16 protein-coding genes and 1 tRNA gene are annotated in these 18,629 nt (G+C 66.1%); 6 read left to right on the top strand and 11 right to left on the bottom strand.

The features are described from left to right. Positions 1-117: 117 nt before the first annotated feature. From Q0082_RS02595 to Q0082_RS02585, 3 genes are all read right to left on the bottom strand, one after another. Positions 118-202, bottom strand: a tRNA-Leu gene (locus Q0082_RS02595). A gap of 147 nt (positions 203-349) precedes the next feature. Next, positions 350-631, bottom strand: coding sequence for an integration host factor subunit beta (locus Q0082_RS02590; RefSeq protein WP_298189562.1), 282 nt, complete (start codon positions 629-631; stop codon positions 350-352). Between the two features lie 169 nt (positions 632-800). After that, the gene (locus Q0082_RS02585) at positions 801-1,163 is read right to left on the bottom strand and encodes a GntR family transcriptional regulator (RefSeq protein ID WP_298189560.1); all 363 of its coding nucleotides are present in this window, start codon (positions 1,161-1,163) and stop codon (positions 801-803) included. A 233-nt stretch (positions 1,164-1,396) separates the two neighbouring features. Between Q0082_RS02585 and Q0082_RS02580 the strand changes: the two genes are divergently transcribed. The 4 genes from Q0082_RS02580 (at position 1,397) to Q0082_RS02565 (ending at position 6,710) form a co-directional block, all read left to right on the top strand. Next, positions 1,397-3,199 carry a peptide MFS transporter gene (locus Q0082_RS02580; RefSeq protein WP_298189558.1) on the top strand — a complete coding sequence of 601 codons (1,803 nt, stop codon included), beginning with the start codon at positions 1,397-1,399 and terminating at the stop codon, positions 3,197-3,199. Between the two features lie 86 nt (positions 3,200-3,285). Beyond that, positions 3,286-4,605: an amidohydrolase gene (locus tag Q0082_RS02575; RefSeq protein ID WP_298189628.1), complete on the top strand. Its 1,320-nt coding sequence runs from the start codon at positions 3,286-3,288 to the stop codon at positions 4,603-4,605. Further along, positions 4,602-5,966, top strand: coding sequence for an amidohydrolase family protein (locus Q0082_RS02570; protein ID WP_298189555.1), 1,365 nt, complete (start codon positions 4,602-4,604; stop codon positions 5,964-5,966). The genes Q0082_RS02575 and Q0082_RS02570 overlap by 4 nt, the downstream gene beginning before the upstream one ends. A gap of 57 nt (positions 5,967-6,023) precedes the next feature. Continuing rightward, positions 6,024-6,710: an NnrU family protein gene (locus tag Q0082_RS02565; protein WP_298189553.1), complete on the top strand. Its 687-nt coding sequence runs from the start codon at positions 6,024-6,026 to the stop codon at positions 6,708-6,710. A gap of 30 nt (positions 6,711-6,740) precedes the next feature. On the opposite strand, the gene dxs is transcribed toward Q0082_RS02565, so the two are convergent. From dxs to Q0082_RS02545, 4 genes are all read right to left on the bottom strand, one after another. Beyond that, positions 6,741-8,660, bottom strand: coding sequence for a 1-deoxy-D-xylulose-5-phosphate synthase (gene dxs / locus Q0082_RS02560; protein ID WP_298189550.1), 1,920 nt, complete (start codon positions 8,658-8,660; stop codon positions 6,741-6,743). Between the two features lie 117 nt (positions 8,661-8,777). Beyond that, positions 8,778-9,257: a transcriptional repressor gene (locus tag Q0082_RS02555; protein WP_298189548.1), complete on the bottom strand. Its 480-nt coding sequence runs from the start codon at positions 9,255-9,257 to the stop codon at positions 8,778-8,780. Positions 9,258-9,312: 55 nt separating this feature from the next. Next, entirely contained in the window at positions 9,313-10,002 is a 690-nt protein-coding gene (gene msrA, locus Q0082_RS02550) for a peptide-methionine (S)-S-oxide reductase MsrA (protein WP_298189546.1), read from the bottom strand. After that, a complete protein-coding gene (locus Q0082_RS02545; RefSeq protein ID WP_298189544.1) occupies positions 9,999-10,136 on the bottom strand; it encodes a hypothetical protein in 138 nt (45 codons plus the stop codon). Before Q0082_RS02545 ends, msrA begins: the two co-directional genes overlap by 4 nt. A gap of 282 nt (positions 10,137-10,418) precedes the next feature. Between Q0082_RS02545 and Q0082_RS02540 the strand changes: the two genes are divergently transcribed. Next, positions 10,419-10,952, top strand: coding sequence for a hypothetical protein (locus tag Q0082_RS02540; protein ID WP_298189542.1), 534 nt, complete (start codon positions 10,419-10,421; stop codon positions 10,950-10,952). An 8-nt stretch (positions 10,953-10,960) separates the two neighbouring features. Here the strand turns inward: Q0082_RS02540 and Q0082_RS02535 are convergent, their stop codons facing one another. Together Q0082_RS02535 and Q0082_RS02530 are read right to left on the bottom strand one after the other, a co-directional pair. Then, a complete protein-coding gene (locus tag Q0082_RS02535; RefSeq protein ID WP_298189540.1) occupies positions 10,961-11,275 on the bottom strand; it encodes a hypothetical protein in 315 nt (104 codons plus the stop codon). A gap of 78 nt (positions 11,276-11,353) precedes the next feature. Beyond that, on the bottom strand, positions 11,354-12,529 hold the full coding sequence (locus tag Q0082_RS02530; protein ID WP_298189538.1) for an aspartyl/asparaginyl beta-hydroxylase domain-containing protein: 1,176 nt from the start codon (positions 12,527-12,529) through the stop codon (positions 11,354-11,356). Between the two features lie 79 nt (positions 12,530-12,608). Here Q0082_RS02530 and Q0082_RS02525 point away from each other — a divergent pair, with 79 nt between their 5' ends. After that, complete coding sequence (locus tag Q0082_RS02525; RefSeq protein ID WP_298189536.1) at positions 12,609-13,640, top strand: hypothetical protein; 1,032 nt, start codon at positions 12,609-12,611, stop codon at positions 13,638-13,640. Between the two features lie 10 nt (positions 13,641-13,650). Here Q0082_RS02525 and Q0082_RS02520 read toward each other — a convergent pair whose 3' ends face one another. Further along, entirely contained in the window at positions 13,651-15,222 is a 1,572-nt protein-coding gene (locus Q0082_RS02520) for a tetratricopeptide repeat-containing sulfotransferase family protein (protein WP_298189534.1), read from the bottom strand. A gap of 127 nt (positions 15,223-15,349) precedes the next feature. Further along, entirely contained in the window at positions 15,350-18,484 is a 3,135-nt protein-coding gene (locus Q0082_RS02515) for a TonB-dependent receptor (RefSeq protein ID WP_298189532.1), read from the bottom strand. Positions 18,485-18,629 lie beyond the last annotated feature (145 nt).

Here is an 18,629-nt window from a genome sequence, read left to right as displayed (position 1 = left end):
CCCCAAAGCGCCCTGCGCAACATTCTGACCCCCACCTTGTCCCCCACCTTGGGCTAAGGGAGCGAGGGCCGCTAGTCATCGTTAGAAGCTTTCCGCTTCATTTTCAGCAACTTAAGATGGTACGGACGGCGGGACTCGAACCCGCACGAGCTGAGCTCAAGGGATTTTAAGTCCCCTGCGTCTACCATTCCGCCACGTCCGCACATGGAAGCCCGCATCGCAGGCCGGATCAACAGGACCGGGGCGATGGCACAGAGCAGCGCGCACGGCAACGGTCGCCCGGCACATTGGACGCATTGGGGTTGACTGAGGATCGGGCGGGGAAAGCCAGGTTCCCTGCCCCCAGCAACTACTCGGCGTTGAGCCGCAGCCGCATGTCCTTGCCGGGCTTGAAATAGGGCACGCGCTTGCCCGGAACCTCGACCGAGTCGCCGGTCCGCGGGTTGCGGCCCTTGCGCGCATCACGCTCGCGGGTCGAGAACGCACCGAAGCCGCGCAATTCGACGCGTCCGCCTTCGGCAAGCCGCTTGGCGATCTCATCGAAAAACACGTCGACAACGCGCTCGATCTCTTCGCTGCGCATGCTCGGGCTCTGTTTGGCAAGCGCCTGCAACAATTCGGATCGGATCATCCGCATCCCCCCTACTTGCTGCCGGCTTCATCGAACGCCCTTTGGGCTTGATCCGTGCCGCCGGCAGGACTCCTTTCCGGGCGAGTCCCGGTCCGCTGGAGCAGGCAGATAGTGCCAGACCATTGCCGGTGCGGCAACTTATCAATCGTTATACCGCAAGGGATTAGGGTCAGATCGGTTCGGGCGCACCCAACAACTGCGCGGGATCGAGATGCAGCCGCCGCATGCGTGCCCTGATCTCGGGCCATTCGTGACGCAGGAAAGCCTCGCGCTCCCGCGTCCGCAGGATATCCGCCGCGCCCGGGGCCACGAACATGCCGATCCCGCGCTGGACCTGCACGAGGCCCTCGGCCTGAAACTGCTGGTAGGCTTTGGCAACCGTAAGCGGATTGGCATCCTCGGCCGCGGCAAAGGCCCTAACCGAGGGCAGCATGGCACCTTCCGCAAAAGTGCCGTCAAGAATCGCGGCCGCAATCTGGTCGCGGAGCTTGAGATAGACGGGCCGCCCCGCCGCTGAGCCTGACGATGTCATGGGTGATGCAGTGCCATAATACAGCGAGTCACGCAATCCGGGCGAAACAAAGTTTCACGCAAGGAGTGCTTTTGGTTAGCAGGTGATCAAGCACGGCGCACCCGGCGCACAAAAGTGCCTTGCGTCTTGAATTGGCTGGATAAACTTCGACAAGAACCTTTCCAAGGCGCGGTTAGGCGCTAATCATGCTCCCAAAGTCGCCACAAAATGCGCGAGGGGAGCACGTTCTAACCATGTCAGATCCGCTTGGAGCAGCAGAGGCCCCGCCAGCACCGCGAAGCCGCGATGCTGCATGGTTCGGGCATCCATCCCAGCTGGCGCGGCTCTTCACCACCGAGGCGATGGAGCGCTTCGGCTATTATGGCATGCGGGCACTGCTGACGCTCTACCTCGCGCAGCATTTCCTGTTCAGCGACACGACGACCACCGGGCTTTATGGCGGCTTTACCGCGCTCGTCTATCTCACCCCGCTGATCGGCGGCCTGATGGCCGACCGGTTCCTCGGCTCGAAGCGCTCGGTAAAGTTCGGCGCGATCCTGATGAGCCTGGGTTATGTCGTGCTCTGCTTCTCGAGCACCGGGGGCGCTGCCAAGCCCTACGCGTTGATCGAGGGCACACGCTACGAAGTGACGGTCGAGGGCAGCGGCGAGGCGCGCAAGCAGTACGTTACCGATGCCGGCGCGTCGCTCAGGATCAAGGGCAACGACGACAAGTCGGTTTCGCTGCTGCGCACTGACGGCAGCGAGGCGCGCCATATCGCACCGGGTGGTTTCGAGCCGGGCGGCGAGCGCAATCCGCTCTACACCTTCCTGCTGATCGTCGGCCTCGCCTTCGTCACCGTGGGCAACGGCTTCTTCAAGCCCAACATTTCGACGATCGTCGGCGAGCTCTATGAACAAGGCGACCGGCGGCGCGATGCGGGTTTCACGATCTTCTACATGGGCATCAACCTCGGCTCACTGTTCTCGCAGATCCTCTGCCCGCTGCTCGCGGTCGGCATGGGTTCGTGGGGCGGGCTCGGCTGGTGGGCGGGCTTTGCGCTGGCGGCGGCAGGCATGGCCGTGTCGTGGCTGCTGTTCCAGTTCGATGGCGGCAAGCTCGATGGCTATGGCGAACGCCCGGCGGGGGCGAACCCCTCGCGCGACATCCTCGTCTATGCCGGCGCGGTTCTCGCGATTCCGCTCGCCTACCTGCTCTTCGCCAACCTCATGGCCTATGTGAAGCCAGCCGAGGGCAGCGGCCTTCTCGGCTACATCGCCAGCCTGCCGATCATGGGCAAGATCATGTTCGGCACCTTCCTCGTGGCGATCCCGGGCATCCTGATCTGGTCGTGGCGCAATGGCGACAAGCGCGAGTTCGAGATGATGATCGCCGCCATTGTCCTGATCACCTTCAACACCGTGTTCTGGACCTTGTTCGAGCAGGCCGGCTCCTCGCTGACGCTGTTTGCCGACCGCAATACCGACATGAGCGTGTTCGGCCTGTTTTCGATCACCGCCGGGCAAACGCAGTTCTTCAACGCCTTCTTTATCGTCGCATTGGCGCCGCTGTTCTCGATGCTGTGGGGCGGGCTTGCCCGGCGCGGGATCGAACCCGGAATTCCGGTCAAGTTCGGCCTCGCGCTTGTCGGGGTTGGCGCGGGCTTCCTGTTCCTCGTCTGGGGCGCTGCCTTTGCCGGGCCGGACTACAAGGTCGCGCTGTGGTGGCTCGCCGGGCTTTACCTGATCCATTCGATGGCCGAGCTGTGCATTTCTCCGGTCGGGCTTTCGATGGTGACCAAGCTTTCGATCGCCCGCATCGTCGGGCTGATGATGGGGACGTGGTTCCTCTCGATCGCGGTCGCGCAGTATGTCGCAGGCGTGGTTGCGCAGTTTGCCAGCGTCGAAACGGTCGGCGGCGAAGTCACCAACCTCAAGGTGAGCCTCGACACCTATGTCGGCGTGTTCCAAACCATCGGCGAGGTTTCGGCAGTGATCGGCCTGCTGTTGCTGGCGCTGTCAGTGCCGCTGAAGCGCTTGATGCACGGAGTAAAATGACGCGAATGGGATCGTTCAGGACCATCGGACGCACGGCTGCCCATGTGCTGGCCGGCCTTGCCCTGCTGGCCAGCCCAGGTGCCGGAATGGCCGAAACCAAGGCAGTACCAACTACCCCGGTCTGGCAAGAAAACCCCTACCCCTCGACCTACAAGCCCTATCCGGGTGAGCCCACTGCGATCGTCGGCGCCACGGTGTTCGACGGCACGGGCGGGGAGATCGCGGGCGGCACCGTCCTCCTGAAGGGTGGCAAGGTTGTGGCCGTTGGCGATGCGCGGCTCGCCGTGCCGGATGGCTACCGCCGCATCGATGGCACCGGCAAGTTCGTCACGCCCGGGGTGATCGACATCCACAGCCACCTCGGCGTCTATGCCAGCCCCGGTGTACAGGCGCATTCGGATGGCAACGAAGCAACTTCGCCGACCACGCCGCAAGTCTGGGCCGAACATAGCGTCTGGCCGCAGGACCCCGGCTTCAGCCGGGCGCTCACCAACGGCGGCGTCACCTCGATGCAGATCCTGCCCGGCTCGGCCAATCTGATCGGCGGCCGCTCGGTCGTGCTCAAGAACGTCTATGCCCGCACCGTGCAGGCGATGAAGTTTCCCGGCGCACCCTATGGAATGAAGATGGCTTGCGGAGAGAACCCCAAACGCGTCTACGGCGGTCGCAACACGATGCCTTCCACCCGCATGGGCAACTTCGCGGTGGACCGGCAGGCGTGGATCAAGGCCGCCGAGTACCGCAAGAAGCGCGCCGAGGGGAAACTGACCGAGCGCGATCTGGCAATGGACACGATGGCCGACGTGCTCGACGGCAAGATCCTCGTCCAGAACCACTGCTACCGCGCCGACGAGATGGCGCAGGTCATCGATATGGCCAAGGAGTTCGGCTACAAGGTCACGGCCTTCCACCACGCGGTCGAGGCCTACAAGATCGCCGACCTGCTCAGGGAAAACGGCATCTGCGCCGCCATCTGGGCGGACTGGTGGGGCTTCAAGATGGAAGCCTTCGACGGCATTCCTGAAAACGCTGCGCTGCTCGCCGATGCGGGCGCCTGCGTGATCATCCATTCGGACGACGCCAATGGCATTCAGCGGCTCAACCAGGAAGCCGCCAAGGCCCGCGCGGCCGGGCGGCGCATCGGGATCGACGTATCCGATGGCCAGGTGATCCGCTGGATCACGCTCAATCCCGCCAAGGCGCTGGGCATCGACAAGCAGACCGGCAGCCTTGCGCCGGGCAAGATGGGTGATCTGGTGCTGTGGAACGGCAATCCGCTTTCGGTCTACTCGCGGCCCGAGAAGGTGTGGGTCGATGGCGCCCTGCTGTTCGATCTCGGCGATCCGAAACGGCGCCCGGTCAGCGATTTCGAACTCGGCCTGCCCGGTGAGGGAGACGTGAAATGAAGCGCGCCTCGCTCCTCCTCGCCGCGCTGCTGCTGGCCGGCACGGCGCTACCGGCCCACGCCGCCGATGCGGCAGATACACCTGCCACGTCCCCCTCGGGCGATTTCGCGGTGACGGGCGCCACCATTGCCATCGGTGACGGCAGCGCGCCGATCTCGGGCGGGGCCGTGCTGGTCCGCGGCGGCAAGATCGTCGCGGCGGGAAGCGACGTGGCCATTCCCGCCGGGATCCCGGTCATCGATGGGACCGGGAAATGGGTTACGCCCGGCCTCGTTACCGCGATGACCGATCTTGGCCTCGTCGATGTCGGCGCGGTCGATGAAAGCAACGACAGCTATGGCGGCACAGCGCGCTTTTCCGCCGGGCTCGATGTCTCACTGGCGATCGATAACGATGCGCCGCCGGTTGCGGTGAGCCGCGCAGGCGGGATCACGCGCGCGGGCGTCGCGCCAGTTGCCGCCAACGCGATCTTTGCCGGGCAGGGCGCGGTGATCGACCTGGCCCAGAACGGGCCCGGCACGGTCCAGCCACGCGCCTTCCAGCTGGTCGAACTTGGCGAGCGCGGGGCGGACCTTGCCGGCGGCAGCCGCGTCGCGGCGCAGGCGCTGCTGCGCAACGCGCTGCGCGAGGCACGTGAGCTTTCGCAGCACAAGCCAGGCAAGGACAGCAAGAACGCCGCTGCAGCCGAACCGGCGCAGCCCGGCGATGCGCTGCTCACGCGTGTCGACGCCGCCGCGCTGATCCCGGTGGTGGCAGGCAAGCAGCCGCTGTTCGTTCATGTCGAGCGTGCTGCCGATATCCGCAGCCTGCTCGCGCTCGGCCGCGAGTTTCCGGCGCTGCGGCTGGTGATCGTCGGCGCGGGCGAGGGATGGCGCGTGGCGAACGAGATCGCCGCCGCCAAGGTCCCCGTGCTGGCGAGCGCGCTGGCGGACCTGCCCGGTACGTTCGAGACGCTGGCCGCCACCCAGTCCAACGTCGGCCGGATGACCGCAGCAGGCGTCAAGGTTGCGCTCGGCAGCTTCTATGACAACGATCAGCCGCGCTATGCACCGCAATTCGCGGGCAATCTCGTCGGCCTTTCGCGTGTGCCGGGCGCAACAGGACTGAGCTGGGGCCAGGCGCTTGCGGCCATAACCTCCATCCCGGCGGATATTCTCGGGCAGGGGGCGGTGTTCGGCAGCCTCAAGCCCGGCCTCGCCGCCGACCTCGTACTGTGGGATGGCGACCCGCTGGAGCTGTCATCCGCTCCGGTAACTATATTCATCGACGGCAGGCCGCAATCTTTGGTAAACCACCAGTCAAGATTGCGCCAAAGGTACCGTCATCCGGGTGAGGAGGGGCTGCCCAAGGCATACGAATAAAGATCTGTCGCTCACCGTTATACAAGGCAGGGCGAAGGTTGTGGGAGGGATCGAGCCATGGATAGTGCAACCCTTATGCTTGCCGTCGGCATGGTCGCTTTTGTCGGCACACATCTACTCATGTCTCACCCCTGGCGCGCAGCCATGGTCCGCCGGTTCGGACAAGGCGGGTTTCTCGGACTCTACTCGATCATCTCGCTGCTCACCTTCAGTGCTGCCGTGATCGCGTTTGGCAAGGCATCGCCGTCACCGCAATTGTGGGACGGGCAGGCCCTGGTCCCGTGGGTGCTCGCCTCGCTGCTCACACTGGTGGCCTCCGCGCTGTTCCTCGCGTCGCTCGTGGGCAATCCGGCGCTGGCAGGCAGCGATGTGTCCGGCCTTTCAACCAGACTGCCCAACGGCGTGTTCAAGGTAACGCGCCATCCCATGATGTCGGCCTTCACGTTATGGGGTGTGGCGCATATTCTCGTGGCGCCGAGTGCCCGCACCATCATCCTCGCGGGCGGCGTCATCGCGCTCGCCGTGATCGGATCGCGCGGCCAGGATGCCAAGAAGGTCGCGCTCTACGGGGTGGACTGGCGCGCGTGGATGAAGCGCACCTCGTTCCTGCCGAACCCGGCAGCCTTCGGCCATCTCGGATTCTACTGGGTCGCTGCGGTTCCGGTGTGGCTGCTGCTCACCTGGCTGCACCTCAAGCTTGCGGTTATCCCGGCCGGACTCTGGCTCTGGCTCGAACAGTACTGAGGTCTGGAACGCTGACGGGAAGCGCGCGGATCAGGCGCGCGCTTCCTGCACGCCGGCGCTGTTGTGGCGTAGCGCCTTCAGCACCGTGTCGACGATCTGCGGCGCATTGAGCCCCGCCGTGTCATACTGCTTATCGGGCGAGTCCTGATCCTGGAACACATCGGGCAGGCGCATCGTGCGGATGCGCAGGCCCGCGTCGGTCAGCCCCTCGTCGCTCGCCATCGTCAGCACATGTGCGCCAAGCCCGCCGATGGAGCCTTCCTCGACCGTGACGACGACTTCGTGCGAGGCCATGAGCCGGCGGATCAGCGCCACATCCAGCGGCTTGGCAAAACGCAGGTCCGCCACAGTCGTCGAGAGGCCCTTGGCATCGAGCAGGTCCGCAGCCTTGAGCGCCTCACCCAGTCGGGTGCCGAGCGAAAGGATCGCCACCTTGCTGCCTTCGCGCACCACGCGGCCCTTGCCGATCTCCAGCCGCTCGGGAACCGCCGGCAGCGGCACGCCAACACCGTTGCCGCGCGGATAGCGGAACGCGATCGGCCCGCTGTCGTGCATGGCTGCGGTGTGGACCATGTGGACCAGCTCGGCCTCGTCGGCGGCAGCCATCACGACCATGTTGGGCAGCGTGGCAAGGTAGGTCACGTCGAACGAGCCGGCATGGGTCGCGCCGTCGGCACCCACCAGCCCTGCGCGGTCGATCGCGAAGCGCACCGGCAGGTTCTGGATCGCAACATCGTGCACGACCTGATCGTAAGCGCGCTGCAGGAAGGTTGAATAGATCGCGCAGAACGGGCGCATGCCCTGCGCGGCAAGCCCGGCGGCAAACGTCACCGCGTGCTGCTCGGCGATGCCGACATCGAACAGACGGTCGGGGTAGGTCTTGGCAAACTTGTCGAGCCCGGTACCCGAAGGCATCGCCGCAGTGATCGCGCAGACCGTGCTGTCACGCGTGGCTTCGGCCAGCAGGGCCTGGGCGAACACGCCGGTGTAGCTTGGCGGGCCGGCAGCACTCTTGGCCTGCTCGCCGGTGATCACATCGAACTTCTGCACGCCGTGGTACTTGTCCGCCGCGTTCTCGGCTGGGGCATAGCCCTTGCCCTTCTGCGTCACGACATGGACGAGGCACGGCCCTTCGGCGGCATCGCGCACATTCTCGAGCACCGGAATGAGCTGGTCGAGATTGTGGCCGTCGATCGGGCCGACGTAGTAGAAGCCGAGCTCCTCGAACAACGTCCCGCCCATCGCCATGCCGCGCGCGAACTCGTCGGTCTTGCGGGCGGCCTTGTGCAGCGGTTCGGGCAGGCGGCGCGAAATCGCCTTGAACATCTCGCGCAGCTCGAGGAACGGGCGCGAGGAGACGAGGCGCGCAAGATAGGCCGAAAGCCCGCCGACGGGCGGCGCAATCGACATGTCGTTGTCGTTGAGGATCACGACGAGGCGGTTGCCGGCTTCCGCCGCGTTGTTCATCGCCTCGTAGGCCATGCCGGCGCTCATCGCGCCGTCGCCGATCACCGCGATCGCCTTGCCGGGCTGGCCCGAGAGCTTGTTGGCCACGGCAAAGCCCAGCGCTGCCGAGATCGAGGTGGACGAATGCGCCGTGCCGAACGGATCGTATTCGCTTTCGCTGCGCTTGGTGAACCCAGAAAGCCCGCCGCCCTGGCGCAGCGTGCGCATGCGGCTGCGGCGGCCCGTGAGGATCTTGTGCGGATAGGCCTGGTGGCCGACATCCCAGATCAGCCGGTCGCGCGGCGTTTCGAAAACATAATGAATCGCGGTCGTCAGCTCGACCACGCCGAGGCCGGAGCCGAGATGTCCGCCGGTCTGGCCGACCGTGGCGATCATCTCATCGCGCAGTTCGTCGGCAAGTTGCCGCAATTGCGAGGGTTGAAGCTTGCGAAGGTCGTCAGGCGTATCGACCGTATCGAGCAGCGGCGTAACCGGTTTGGACATTAAAGCGTCTTACACCCTCATCGCGGCTCTGTCGAACCCGACTTGCGTTGAAATTGCAAAGACAAGATAGACCCCGCGTCAGGCTGTCCTGTCGGGCCGCTCTGTCAGGCGAGGACGTCAGGCAGATGCGTTTTCCGCGCCGCAGTCGCCGCAGCGGCCACGGATCTCGACCACCGGGCGCACGGCAGCAAATCCGGCACGCCGGGCCGCATCGCGCAAGGCGCCGGTCAAGGTGTCATCATCGATATGCGTCGCCTCGCCGCAGGCATCGCAGATCAGGAAGATGCAATCGTGATGGCAGCCGGGATGGCTGTTCGCGACATAGGCATTGGCGCTTTCCACCCGCCGCGCGAGATTCGTGCGCACGAACAGGTCGAGAATGCGGTAGACGCTGTTGGCCGCAACCCGCTTGCCGCGCCGCGCGCCCACGCTCTCCGCGATATCATAGGCCGATGCCGGTTTCTCGTGCGCCGCGAGCGCCTCGAACACGTCGCTGCGCATGTCCGTCCACTGCTCGCCCGCCGCCTGCAGCGCGCCGCGCGCTGCATCGACCAGCAAGTCACCGGCAAAATCGTGATGGTTGTGATGGCCCGCCATGGCTGGAGAGATAAACCGCCTTGGCTCGAAGCGCAAATCCAGCGCGAAACCGGCCTCAGCCGCGCGTGAAGTCAGGCTTCCATAGCCCCGGGAAAGTGCGCTTGAGCGCTGCGACCTTAGGCACATCCCACATGCGGATATAGCCGTGATCGGGGTTCTTCAGCGCGAAGTCCTGATGATAGTCCTCGGCCGCGAAGAAGCCGCGATTGGGCTCGACCGCCGTGACAATCGGACGCTTCCACAAGCCCGCCTTCTTGAGCTGCGCCAGATAAGCCGTGGCGACGCGCGCCTGCTCGGGGCTGAGCGGCACAATCGCATTTCGGTACTGGGTGCCGGTATCGGGATACTGGCGGTTGAGCTGGGTGGGATCGCTCGCGACCGAGAAGAACACCTGCAGCAGCTGGTCATAGCGGACCACCGCCGGATCATAGGTGATGCGCACCGCTTCGGCATGGGCGGTCGTGCCGGAACTCACGATCTCGTAGTGCGCATCGCTGCGCTTGCCGCCCTCATAGCCGGAGACCACGCTGCTCACGCCCTTCACATGGCTGAACACCGCTTCCATTCCCCAGAAGCAACCGCCGGCGAAGACCGCCGACTTGAGGCCCTTGGCTTCATTCGCCTGCACCACCGAGGCCGGCGCCGAAACGCCGGATTCGGCCTGTGCCGGTTGGAGGCAGGCGGCCGCCAGCGACGCGGCGAGCGCGCCAGCGAGGAAGCGGATCTGCGTGCGGGCGCGGCTCATCGCTGGGCCTGAACACTTACGGCGGGGGTCGCCGCCTGTGCCGGCTGCACGCCGAATGTGGCCACCATCCCGACCGAACCGAGTGCGAAGCCCAGCACGAGCGAGCGAACGAGATCCTTGCCAAAAAGCGTCATCGTACTTCTTCCAACCTTGCATGCGCGGACTGCCGCGCCGCTTCGGCACTGGCTCTACCGCTGTGTTCCCGTGCTGGCTGTGAACCAGGGCACAGGCCAAGGCGCACGGGGGTCGCGGTATCGTTCGCTTGTTTCGGCGAAATGGTTACTGATGCGGTGAATTCAAGGCGCGCGGTGGTGCGATAAGCAGCAAGGTTTACCACGCCGTGCGCGGTCGATTGACCTTCGCCGCGGCGCGCGCGAAGAAGGCGCCGAGCAAGCCCCCCTTGGAGAGGAAAGACCATGCATCGCCCCATCCTGAGCTGCATTGCCCTCGGGGCGCTGGCCCTTGCTGCCACGCCCATCGCCGGCAAGGACAAGTCTCCGCTGCCGAAGGAATTGCCGCCCGTGTTCGAAGCGGTCGTCAATTGCCGCACGCTCACCGCCGACAGCGATCGACTTGCCTGCTACGACAGGAGCGTTGCCGCGCTCGCTGCTGCGCGCGAAAAGGAGGACATTGTCGTCGCCGACCGCGCCACGATCCGCGAGACGAAGAAGGGCCTGTTCGGTTTCACCCTGCCCAAGCTCAAACTGTTCGGCGGCACCGAAGGCGAGGACGTACAGGAGATCGAGACCACGATTGCGGCCGTGCGCACCGCGCCGGACGGACAGGCTGTGCTCACCCTTGCTGACGGAGCGCGCTGGCGGCAGACCGATGGCGCGGACCAGTTCGCCCGGCCCGGCCTCAAGATCCGGATCAAGCGCGGTGCGCTCGGCAGCTATCTCGCATCAATCGACAAGGGTTCCTACGTCCGCGTCGTACGGCTGGCGCAGTAGCTGCGCCTTCAGCCCGAGGTACGCGTGGCCTTGCTGGTCATCGCGTCATAAGTGTCGCGGGCGTTCTGGTTGCCCTGCTGATCCATCTTCGCCCATTGCTCGACCGTGTGGCAGGTGAAGCTGCGCCGCACCAGCGAGCCGGTTTCCTCCCGGCGCACGCAGCGGATGAAATCGCGGTCCGTCGCCAGACGCCCCTTGTTGAAGGCGCGGATCTCCGATTGCGACATCACGGTCGGGTCTTTTTCCAACGTGGGCAGTTCGGCAGCGGGCAGCGCGGGCGTGGCGGCTGCGGCCGCGAGGGCAAGGAGCAATGACGCGGGCATGCGCGGAATCCTTCATGGCAAAGCGATGATATGAAGCCAAACTAACCCAGCGAGGCAAACCCTGCAAGGCGGGCCGGATCAGCCCAGTGCCGTATCGCTGGCCGCAAAGTAAGCCGTGATCGCCGCGCGCTCGCGTTCGCTGAGATGCGGATTCCACGCATCGATGATCAGCACCGCGCGTCGCGCGTCGCTGGTGTTCCAGGCCTCGTGCTCGATCGTGTCGTCGAACGCGAAAGCCTTGCCCTCCACCCACTCGCGCGTTTCGCCGCCGACGCGGAAGCCGCAGCCGGGCGGCACATCAAGCGCGAGATGGATGATGGCGCGGGTATTGGTGACCCCGGTATGCGCCGGGATATGGCTGCGCGGGCGCAGCACCGAGAAGAAAGCATTGGGCGCCCGCCCCGGAATCCGCGCGAGAGGCAGGCTTTCGAGGATGCGTGCGGTCTCGGGGCAGCGTTCGATCACCGCGGCGTTGGGTACGCCGTACTCCCACAGAAAGCAGGCAGACCAATCCAGCGAACCATCAAGCGGGGTCCATTTGTTCTCGGGGCTGCCCGGCTCCATCCGCACATAGGGCCGGATGACCTCGCCGGGCTCGGCCAGCAAGGCTTCGAGTTCGGCGCGGATGGCGCTCGCCCCGGCCTCGAGCGCAGCAAACCACGGGAAGTGGCCGGCATCGAAGAACTCGTCGGCGGGGAGGAAGGGATAGTGCAGGCCCGCACACTCGTTGTGGTAGATGCGCCGCTCACCCAGCGCGATCCCGGTAAACGCGCCGATGCGGCGGCGCTCGGTCTCATCAAGCCCGTCCTGCACGGCCGCCAGCGAAGCCCGCGCAGCCGCCGCCAGCCGGGCGCGCAAGGCCTCGCAATAGGCTTCGCCCACCGCGAGTTCGGCGCGGACCGGCTCGGGCAGGCCGGGAAAGTGCTGCGCCAGTTGCCGCACGCCGTCCCAGGCGACGAGGGCCTTGGTCTCCTCGCCCTCGCGCTGGAGCAGCTGCGCCATGCGCAGTTGCGCGGTGAAATCGAGCCGGTCGAGATCGAGCGCCCGCTCGAGCGCAGCCCGCTCGCCGGCAGCATCTCCGCCAAGGCGGCAGGCCAGCGCCAGATTGATCCACAACGAAAGCGCGCCCGGATCGGCATGCGCCGCCTCGTGCGCGGCGAGGATCGCGGCCGGCGCATCGCCAGCACGCAGCGCAGCCATGGCGCGGGCATTGGCGGCCTGGGCTCTGGCCCGGTCAATCGGTTGCGAGGTCATCGCTGAAAGTGTCTACAGCGCCGCGCTCGTCAGGCAAGCGGCGTTGCAGCGGCGCGCCGGGCGCCGTAAAGCTGCCGCCATGGCTTCGCTTCCGTTCAATCCCGCCGATGCCGAGTGGCTCGCGCACCGGTTGGTCGAAGGGACTGACGCAGTCCGCTTCGCACGGGTGCCCCGCGCGGCGCATGACGCGATGCCCTTTCTCACGGACGACGGCTTTGCCGCCCATTTCGGCAACCCGCCGCCGCAAGTCGATGTGCCCGCCACGCAGCTCCTCGCACAGTTCGAAAGGGCGCCGATCGGCCTGCTGTTCCACTCGGCGTTCTGCGGCTCCACCCTGCTTACGCGCGCGCTGGCCGAGCCCGGTGTCGCCATGGGCCTTTCAGAGCCGGTGATCCTCAACGACGTTGTGGGCATGCGGACCCGTGGCGCCGCGCCAGCCGCTGTCGCACGCGCAGCAGACCTTGCCCTGCGCCTGCTGGCTCGGCCTTTCGCGCCCGGCGAAGGCGTCGTGGTCAAGCCATCCAACCTGCTCAACCCCTTTGCCGAACTGCTGCTGGCGCTGGCGCCTGAGGCGCGCGCCCTGTTCCTTCATGCGCCGCTCGAAACGTTCCTCGTCTCGGTCGTGCGCAAGGGCCTGCCCTGCCGCCTGTGGGTGCGTGAGCTGCTGGAGGGCTATCTCAAGGCCGGGCTAGTGGCACCGCTAGGGATGACGCCGGAGGATGTGTTCCGCCAGACCGACCTGCAGGTTGCCGCGACCGGCTGGCTGGCGCAGCACCGACTGTTTGCCGCGCTAGCGGGGCGGATCGGTCAGGCCCGGCTGCGCACCTTGACGTCCGAGCAGCTCACAGGCGAACCGGTGCGCGTAATCACGGCAGCCGCCGCGCATTATGGCCTCGCGCTCGAACCAGCCGCGATCGCGCGGATCGCGGCGGGGCCTGCATTCACCCGCCATTCCAAATCGGGAGCGGCCTTCACGCCCGATCAGCGCCGCGACGAATATGCCACCGCGCGCGCGGCCCATGCGGACGAGATCGACATGGTGGTCACCTGGGCGCACCAGGTTGCGCACCAAGCCGGCATCGCAATGGATGCACCGAACCCGCTTCTCTAGGGCCACTGCTTCAGGACGCGTAGCCCAGCTTTTCGATCCACGGCTGGAGAATGGGCATGACCGGTGCGAGATACTCGGCGTATGGCTCCCACTGCCGCGTGCCATCGAATAGCCCGCGCCGGACCTGCCGCGCGCTGGCGGTTGAAACCCCGCGCGCGCGGGCCGTGCGGTCGAAGCGCCGGAGATCCTCGGTCCACGCGAGCCCGACGAACTCGCAGATCTCATGCGTCATGGCGTCAAAATCCTGCACCATGCGGTGATAGGGCACCTCCAGCACTGCCATCGGCAAGCGCGCCAGCGCCAGCTCGGTCAGCCGCATCACCGCGTCATAATGGCGCGCCGCGCCTTCCAGTGTGGTGAAATCCATCGCTGCATTGCTGAGCGCAAAGCTGGTGCGAAAGCAGCTCCACACCACATCCCGAGGATCGCGGCGCACCAGCAGCACTTTGGCCGCGGGAAACAGCCGCGCGATCAGCGGCAGGCGGATCGATTTGAGCGGGTCCATGTCGACCAGCGCCAGACCGGCCGGATCCCGCCCGAGCGCCTGGCCGGCGCGCTGCCAGTAGGCGCTACGGTAGGGCGCGAGTGCGGCCTCATCCAGCCCGGCAAAGCGGGCGAGACCATCGGGCTCGGCCAGAAAGGCCATGTCGGCCTCGCGCAGCGTGGGCATTTCCTCGATCGCTGCCGTTCCGGGCAAGGAGGCGAGCACATTCTCCAGTAGCGTGTTGCCGCTGCGCGGATAGCCCAGCACGAAGACATGCGGCGGTCCAGCGGTCCCGGCCGGGCCGGGCCAGCCGGACACATCCATCCCACCAAGTCCCGCCGCTATGCCGGCGATGAACTCGCGGTGCGGGGGTCTTCCGGCGAAGGTCCCGGCATGGATCGCCGCGAAGTCCTGCTTGGCGCGGGCATAGGCGGTGAAGGCAGCGGCGGGATCACGCAGCCGATTGCACGCATCGCCCAGCACGTGGAGCAGTTCCAACCGCTCCGGCGCGGGCGTGGGCATCCGCGTGAGCACCGGCTCAACGAGATCGCGCGCCACCTGCGCCTCGCCCGCTTCGAGTTCGATGGTAGCCAGCGCAGCGATGGCACCGGCGTGGGCAGGATCGGCGGCCAGCGCCGCCCGGGCATGTCGGCGCCCCTCGTCCGCCTCGCCATCGCGCGCCGCAATCGCGGTAAGACCGGCGTGCGCCGCCGCCAGCAGCGTTGGCGCGCCCTGCGCGTGGGTGAGGACTTCCAGATAGCACCGCCGCGCCTCGTCCATCACGCCGCCGGCGGCCATGACATAGGCCCGTTCGAGCCAGGCCTCGGCATAGGCGGGCGAGGCGGCAAGTGCGGCATCGCAATGCAGCGCCGCATCACGCAGGCGGCCCGCCGCGCGGTGGAGCCCAGAAAGGCCGATCATCGCCTCGACCGCGCGCGGATCGGCCTGCAGCGCGCGCTCGAAGAACGAGCCGGCGGCTGCCGTGTCGCCTCTGCTCGCGTGATACCACCCCAGCGTGGTCAGATCGGCCGGGTTGCCGCCACCCGCCTGCAGCGCCGCAGCGGCCGCTCGCGCGGCAGTTTCGAGGTCCTCCGTCATCCCGCGAGCCATCGACCGGGCTGCGAGTGAGGTCAACTCCCGCGCACGCAGGGCCACCTCATCGCGCGCACAAAAAAGGGGCGGGCATTGCTGCCCGCCCCCCATTTGGCGTCTTGATCCGGTGGGATCAGAACTTGACCTGCGCACCAACCGCGAAACGACGGCCCAGCGCGTCGTAGGTCGCCGGATAGGTGTTGCCGCTGTTGAAGCTGGTCGAACCGATCGTGTTGCCGACAACCGGTGCAGCCTTGTCGAACAGGTTCTGCACGGTGACGGTGAAGGTCACGCGCTCGACGTTGAACCGCGTCGTCAGGTCGAAGATGTTGTAGGCCGGGATCCGGTCGAAACGAACATACTTGCCGCTGAGCACACCGCTGTCGGGCGGAATGGTCCCGGTGAACGCAGCGCGCGACTTGGCATCGAGCGGCTCCTGCTTGAAGCCCGAGATGTGGCGCCACAGCAGCGAGACGTCGAAGCCGCCCTTGAAGCTGAAGGTGTTGCGCACCGAGAACTGGCGGCGAGCCTGCAGCGAGCCGGTGAACGAGCAGTTCACCGAGTAGTAGCCGACGCACTCGCGGTCCACCGAGGTCGCGGTGGCCTGATACTTCGAGTGGAAGGTGAAGTTGCCGGACACGTTGGCCGTCCACTTCACTGCGCCGATCTTGCGGTTGTAGCTCACGAGCACGTCGAGGCCGTCGGTGGCCAGCTTGCCCAGGTTGTTGAGCGGGGCAAACAGGCCGGGGGTGTCGGCCGGGTCGCCGTCGAGACCACCGGTCGCCGGGTTGCGGCGGATCGAGGTACAAGCCGGATCAGCGGCGCTGGCGGCGGTCACGTTGCCGAAGCAGGCGCTGATAAGATCGCCCGGCAGCGGCGCGCCGATAACGTCGGTGACCTTGATGTTGTAGTAGTCGACCGAGATCGCAAGGCCCGGAACATAGGTCGGCTGGTAGACCGCACCGATGGTGTAGGTCGTCGCCTTTTCCGGCTTGAGCAGCAGGTTACCACCCTGAGAGATGTTGGCCTGTGCCGCCGTCGGGTTGTCGATCGAGCCGATGCTGCCGGCCGGCGCACCCTGCGCAAGGCAGATTGCACGCAGGTTGGCGTTGGTCGTCGGCGCCGAACCGGCGCAGGGGTCGGTACCAAGGTTGGTCAGGCCCACGGTGAGCGGGTTGAACAGCTCGAAGATGTTCGGCGCACGCACGGCGCGCGAGTAGTTGCCGCGCAGCTTGAGGCTGTCGACCGGCTCCCAGCTGCCGCCGAACTTGTAGGTCCAGGTCTCGTTGGTGTCGCCGCCACGGATCTTGTACTTCGAGTAGCGGACACCGCCTTCGACCGTCAGGCTCTTGAAGAAGGGCTTGTCGGCGATCAGCGGAGCGATAAGTTCGCCGTAGCCTTCCCAGACGCTGTAGCCGCCGTCGATGTCAGGCGCGGCGCCACCGGCACCGCCGAGCTCGCCCGGGGTCTTGGACAGCGTGTCCGAAGCCTGCTGGGCGGTGTAGCGGCGATACTCCGAACCAACCGCGAAGCCGATCGGCTCGGCAGCGGTCGGCAGCGTGTAGCCGAAGTCACCCGACAGCACGCCGCGCAGCTGAAGCAGGCTGGTGCGGACGGTGGTGGTGCTGTCCTCGCTCAGGAAGTCTGCAGCGGCCTTGCTGAAGCCCGAGGTGCTGAACACGTTGACCGGCACGCAGCCGTTCGCGGCATTCTGGCAGACCGGGTTGGCCGCGGTGCCATCGACGAGCAGGCCCTGACGGAAGCGCGACTGCAGCGTGTAGTTCTTGATCGCCTGGATCTTGTCCGATTCGCCATAGGCGCCGCTGACGTCCCAATCGACCGTCGAGGTCAGGGCGCCGCGGGCACCGACGCGGTAGTCGAACACGGTCGAGGTGTATTCGCTGATACGCGGGCCAACTTCGATCGCACGGCGGCCAAGGTTGACCGTCACTTCGCGGTAGTTCGGGTCGGTGCGGCCAGAAGCCGTCGCGGCGGCATCGCACTCGGCCTGCGTGAAGCGCGGCTTGTACGTGGCCTGACCCGAGACTTCCTTGCCAGCGGCATCAACGCCGTTGACCACGTCCGCCACGTTGAACGCGCAGAACTGGTTGCGCAGCGTGGTGGGCAGGAACGGATTGTTGAGGTTGATCGTGACGCCCTGGTTGAACGAACCCGACGGCGCGATGATCGTCCGCACGGTGTTCTTCACGAACATGCCGCGGGTGTAGAGCTCAACCGCATCCGACACCTGGTAGTTCGCCTGAGCGAAGATGTTGTAGCGGCGGAACGGGGTCTGGAAGATGTTGTACGGGTTGAAGTTGAAGAAGCGGTAGGTGCCCACCGCCGCGCCGGCGTCGTTGATCTGGCGCGTACCGCCGTTGCCGGCGCCGCCTTCGATCGGAGCCAGGATCGGCGTACCATCAGCGGTGACGCCGGTCTGCTGGAAAGCAGGCGTGGTGTTGATCGCGCCGTTGGCAAGCGGACGGGTGCCGGTGAAGCGCGACGGGAAGGTCGTGCCCGAACCGCCAGCGGTGCCCGAGAAGCTGTCGATCTGGAAGTTCGAGAAGTCGCGCGCGCCCTGATAGACCGGGTTCGAGTTCTGGTAGCCCAGGCTCAGCACTGCGTTGCCGCGGCCGTCGTCGAAGTTGACGCCGGTGGTGATGTCGGCGCGGAAGTAGTTGCCGTCGCCCTGCTCGGTGATCTGGTTCGAGGCGGCGATGTCGACGCCCGCGAAGTCCTTCTTGGTGATGAAGTTGACAACGCCGGTGATGGCGTCCGCACCGTAGGTGGTCACCGCCGCACCGGTCAGCGCGTCAACGCGGCTGATCAGGGCGAGGGGAACGTTGTTGAGGTCGACGCGGCCCTGAAGGTCGGCCGGGACGATGCGCTGGCCATCGAGAAGCACGATGTTGCGGTTCGAACCGAGACCGCGAAGGTCGACGTACGAGGAACCGCCGTTGCCGTTGTTCACCGCCGAACCGATGTTGGCGACGATACCCGGGATTTCGCGGAGAACTTCTTCAGCAGTGTTCGACTGCTTCAGGGAGATCTGCTCGGCCGTGGTCACGTTGACCGGCGTGGCCTGCACGAGGTTGGGGTTACGGATAAGGCTGCCGGTCACGACGATCGCGGTCGGCTCGACAGCATCGGTACCCGAGGCGGCCTGCGGAGCGGCTTCCTGCGCGAAGGCGGGGGCAGAAACGAGTGCGAGTGCGAGGGCGAAAGGCGCGGCACCCGCCTTCAGGGCGGCGTTGTTGTTGGTCTTCACGTGTCCAGTCCCTTCAATGGGCAGCCTCGATCCCCAAGGCCACCGGAAGAAGTTCCTCGATCCGAACTGCCTCTCGCCCGGTCTGCGCCGGGCATGCCAGATGACATTCGATCTTTGAGGAACGATGGGGCTTACTGGTAGATTT

Source organism: Novosphingobium sp. (assembly GCF_027489515.1).
Taxonomy (GTDB): Bacteria; Pseudomonadota; Alphaproteobacteria; order Sphingomonadales; family Sphingomonadaceae; genus Novosphingobium.
This window is presented reverse-complemented; position numbering and strand designations above follow the sequence as displayed.

Coding starts and splice junctions, on each gene's coding strand:
- Q0082_RS02590 (WP_298189562.1), bottom strand. CDS start 631: ATGATCCGATCCGAATTGTTGCAGGCGCTTGCCAAACAGAGCCCGAGC.
- Q0082_RS02585 (WP_298189560.1), bottom strand. CDS start 1,163: ATGACATCGTCAGGCTCAGCGGCGGGGCGGCCCGTCTATCTCAAGCTC.
- Q0082_RS02580 (WP_298189558.1), top strand. CDS start 1,397: ATGTCAGATCCGCTTGGAGCAGCAGAGGCCCCGCCAGCACCGCGAAGC.
- Q0082_RS02575 (WP_298189628.1), top strand. CDS start 3,286: ATGGCCGAAACCAAGGCAGTACCAACTACCCCGGTCTGGCAAGAAAAC.
- Q0082_RS02570 (WP_298189555.1), top strand. CDS start 4,602: ATGAAGCGCGCCTCGCTCCTCCTCGCCGCGCTGCTGCTGGCCGGCACG.
- Q0082_RS02565 (WP_298189553.1), top strand. CDS start 6,024: ATGGATAGTGCAACCCTTATGCTTGCCGTCGGCATGGTCGCTTTTGTC.
- dxs (WP_298189550.1), bottom strand. CDS start 8,660: ATGTCCAAACCGGTTACGCCGCTGCTCGATACGGTCGATACGCCTGAC.
- Q0082_RS02555 (WP_298189548.1), bottom strand. CDS start 9,257: ATGGCGGGCCATCACAACCATCACGATTTTGCCGGTGACTTGCTGGTC.
- msrA (WP_298189546.1), bottom strand. CDS start 10,002: ATGAGCCGCGCCCGCACGCAGATCCGCTTCCTCGCTGGCGCGCTCGCC.
- Q0082_RS02545 (WP_298189544.1), bottom strand. CDS start 10,136: ATGACGCTTTTTGGCAAGGATCTCGTTCGCTCGCTCGTGCTGGGCTTC.
- Q0082_RS02540 (WP_298189542.1), top strand. CDS start 10,419: ATGCATCGCCCCATCCTGAGCTGCATTGCCCTCGGGGCGCTGGCCCTT.
- Q0082_RS02535 (WP_298189540.1), bottom strand. CDS start 11,275: ATGCCCGCGTCATTGCTCCTTGCCCTCGCGGCCGCAGCCGCCACGCCC.
- Q0082_RS02530 (WP_298189538.1), bottom strand. CDS start 12,529: ATGACCTCGCAACCGATTGACCGGGCCAGAGCCCAGGCCGCCAATGCC.
- Q0082_RS02525 (WP_298189536.1), top strand. CDS start 12,609: ATGGCTTCGCTTCCGTTCAATCCCGCCGATGCCGAGTGGCTCGCGCAC.
- Q0082_RS02520 (WP_298189534.1), bottom strand. CDS start 15,222: ATGACGGAGGACCTCGAAACTGCCGCGCGAGCGGCCGCTGCGGCGCTG.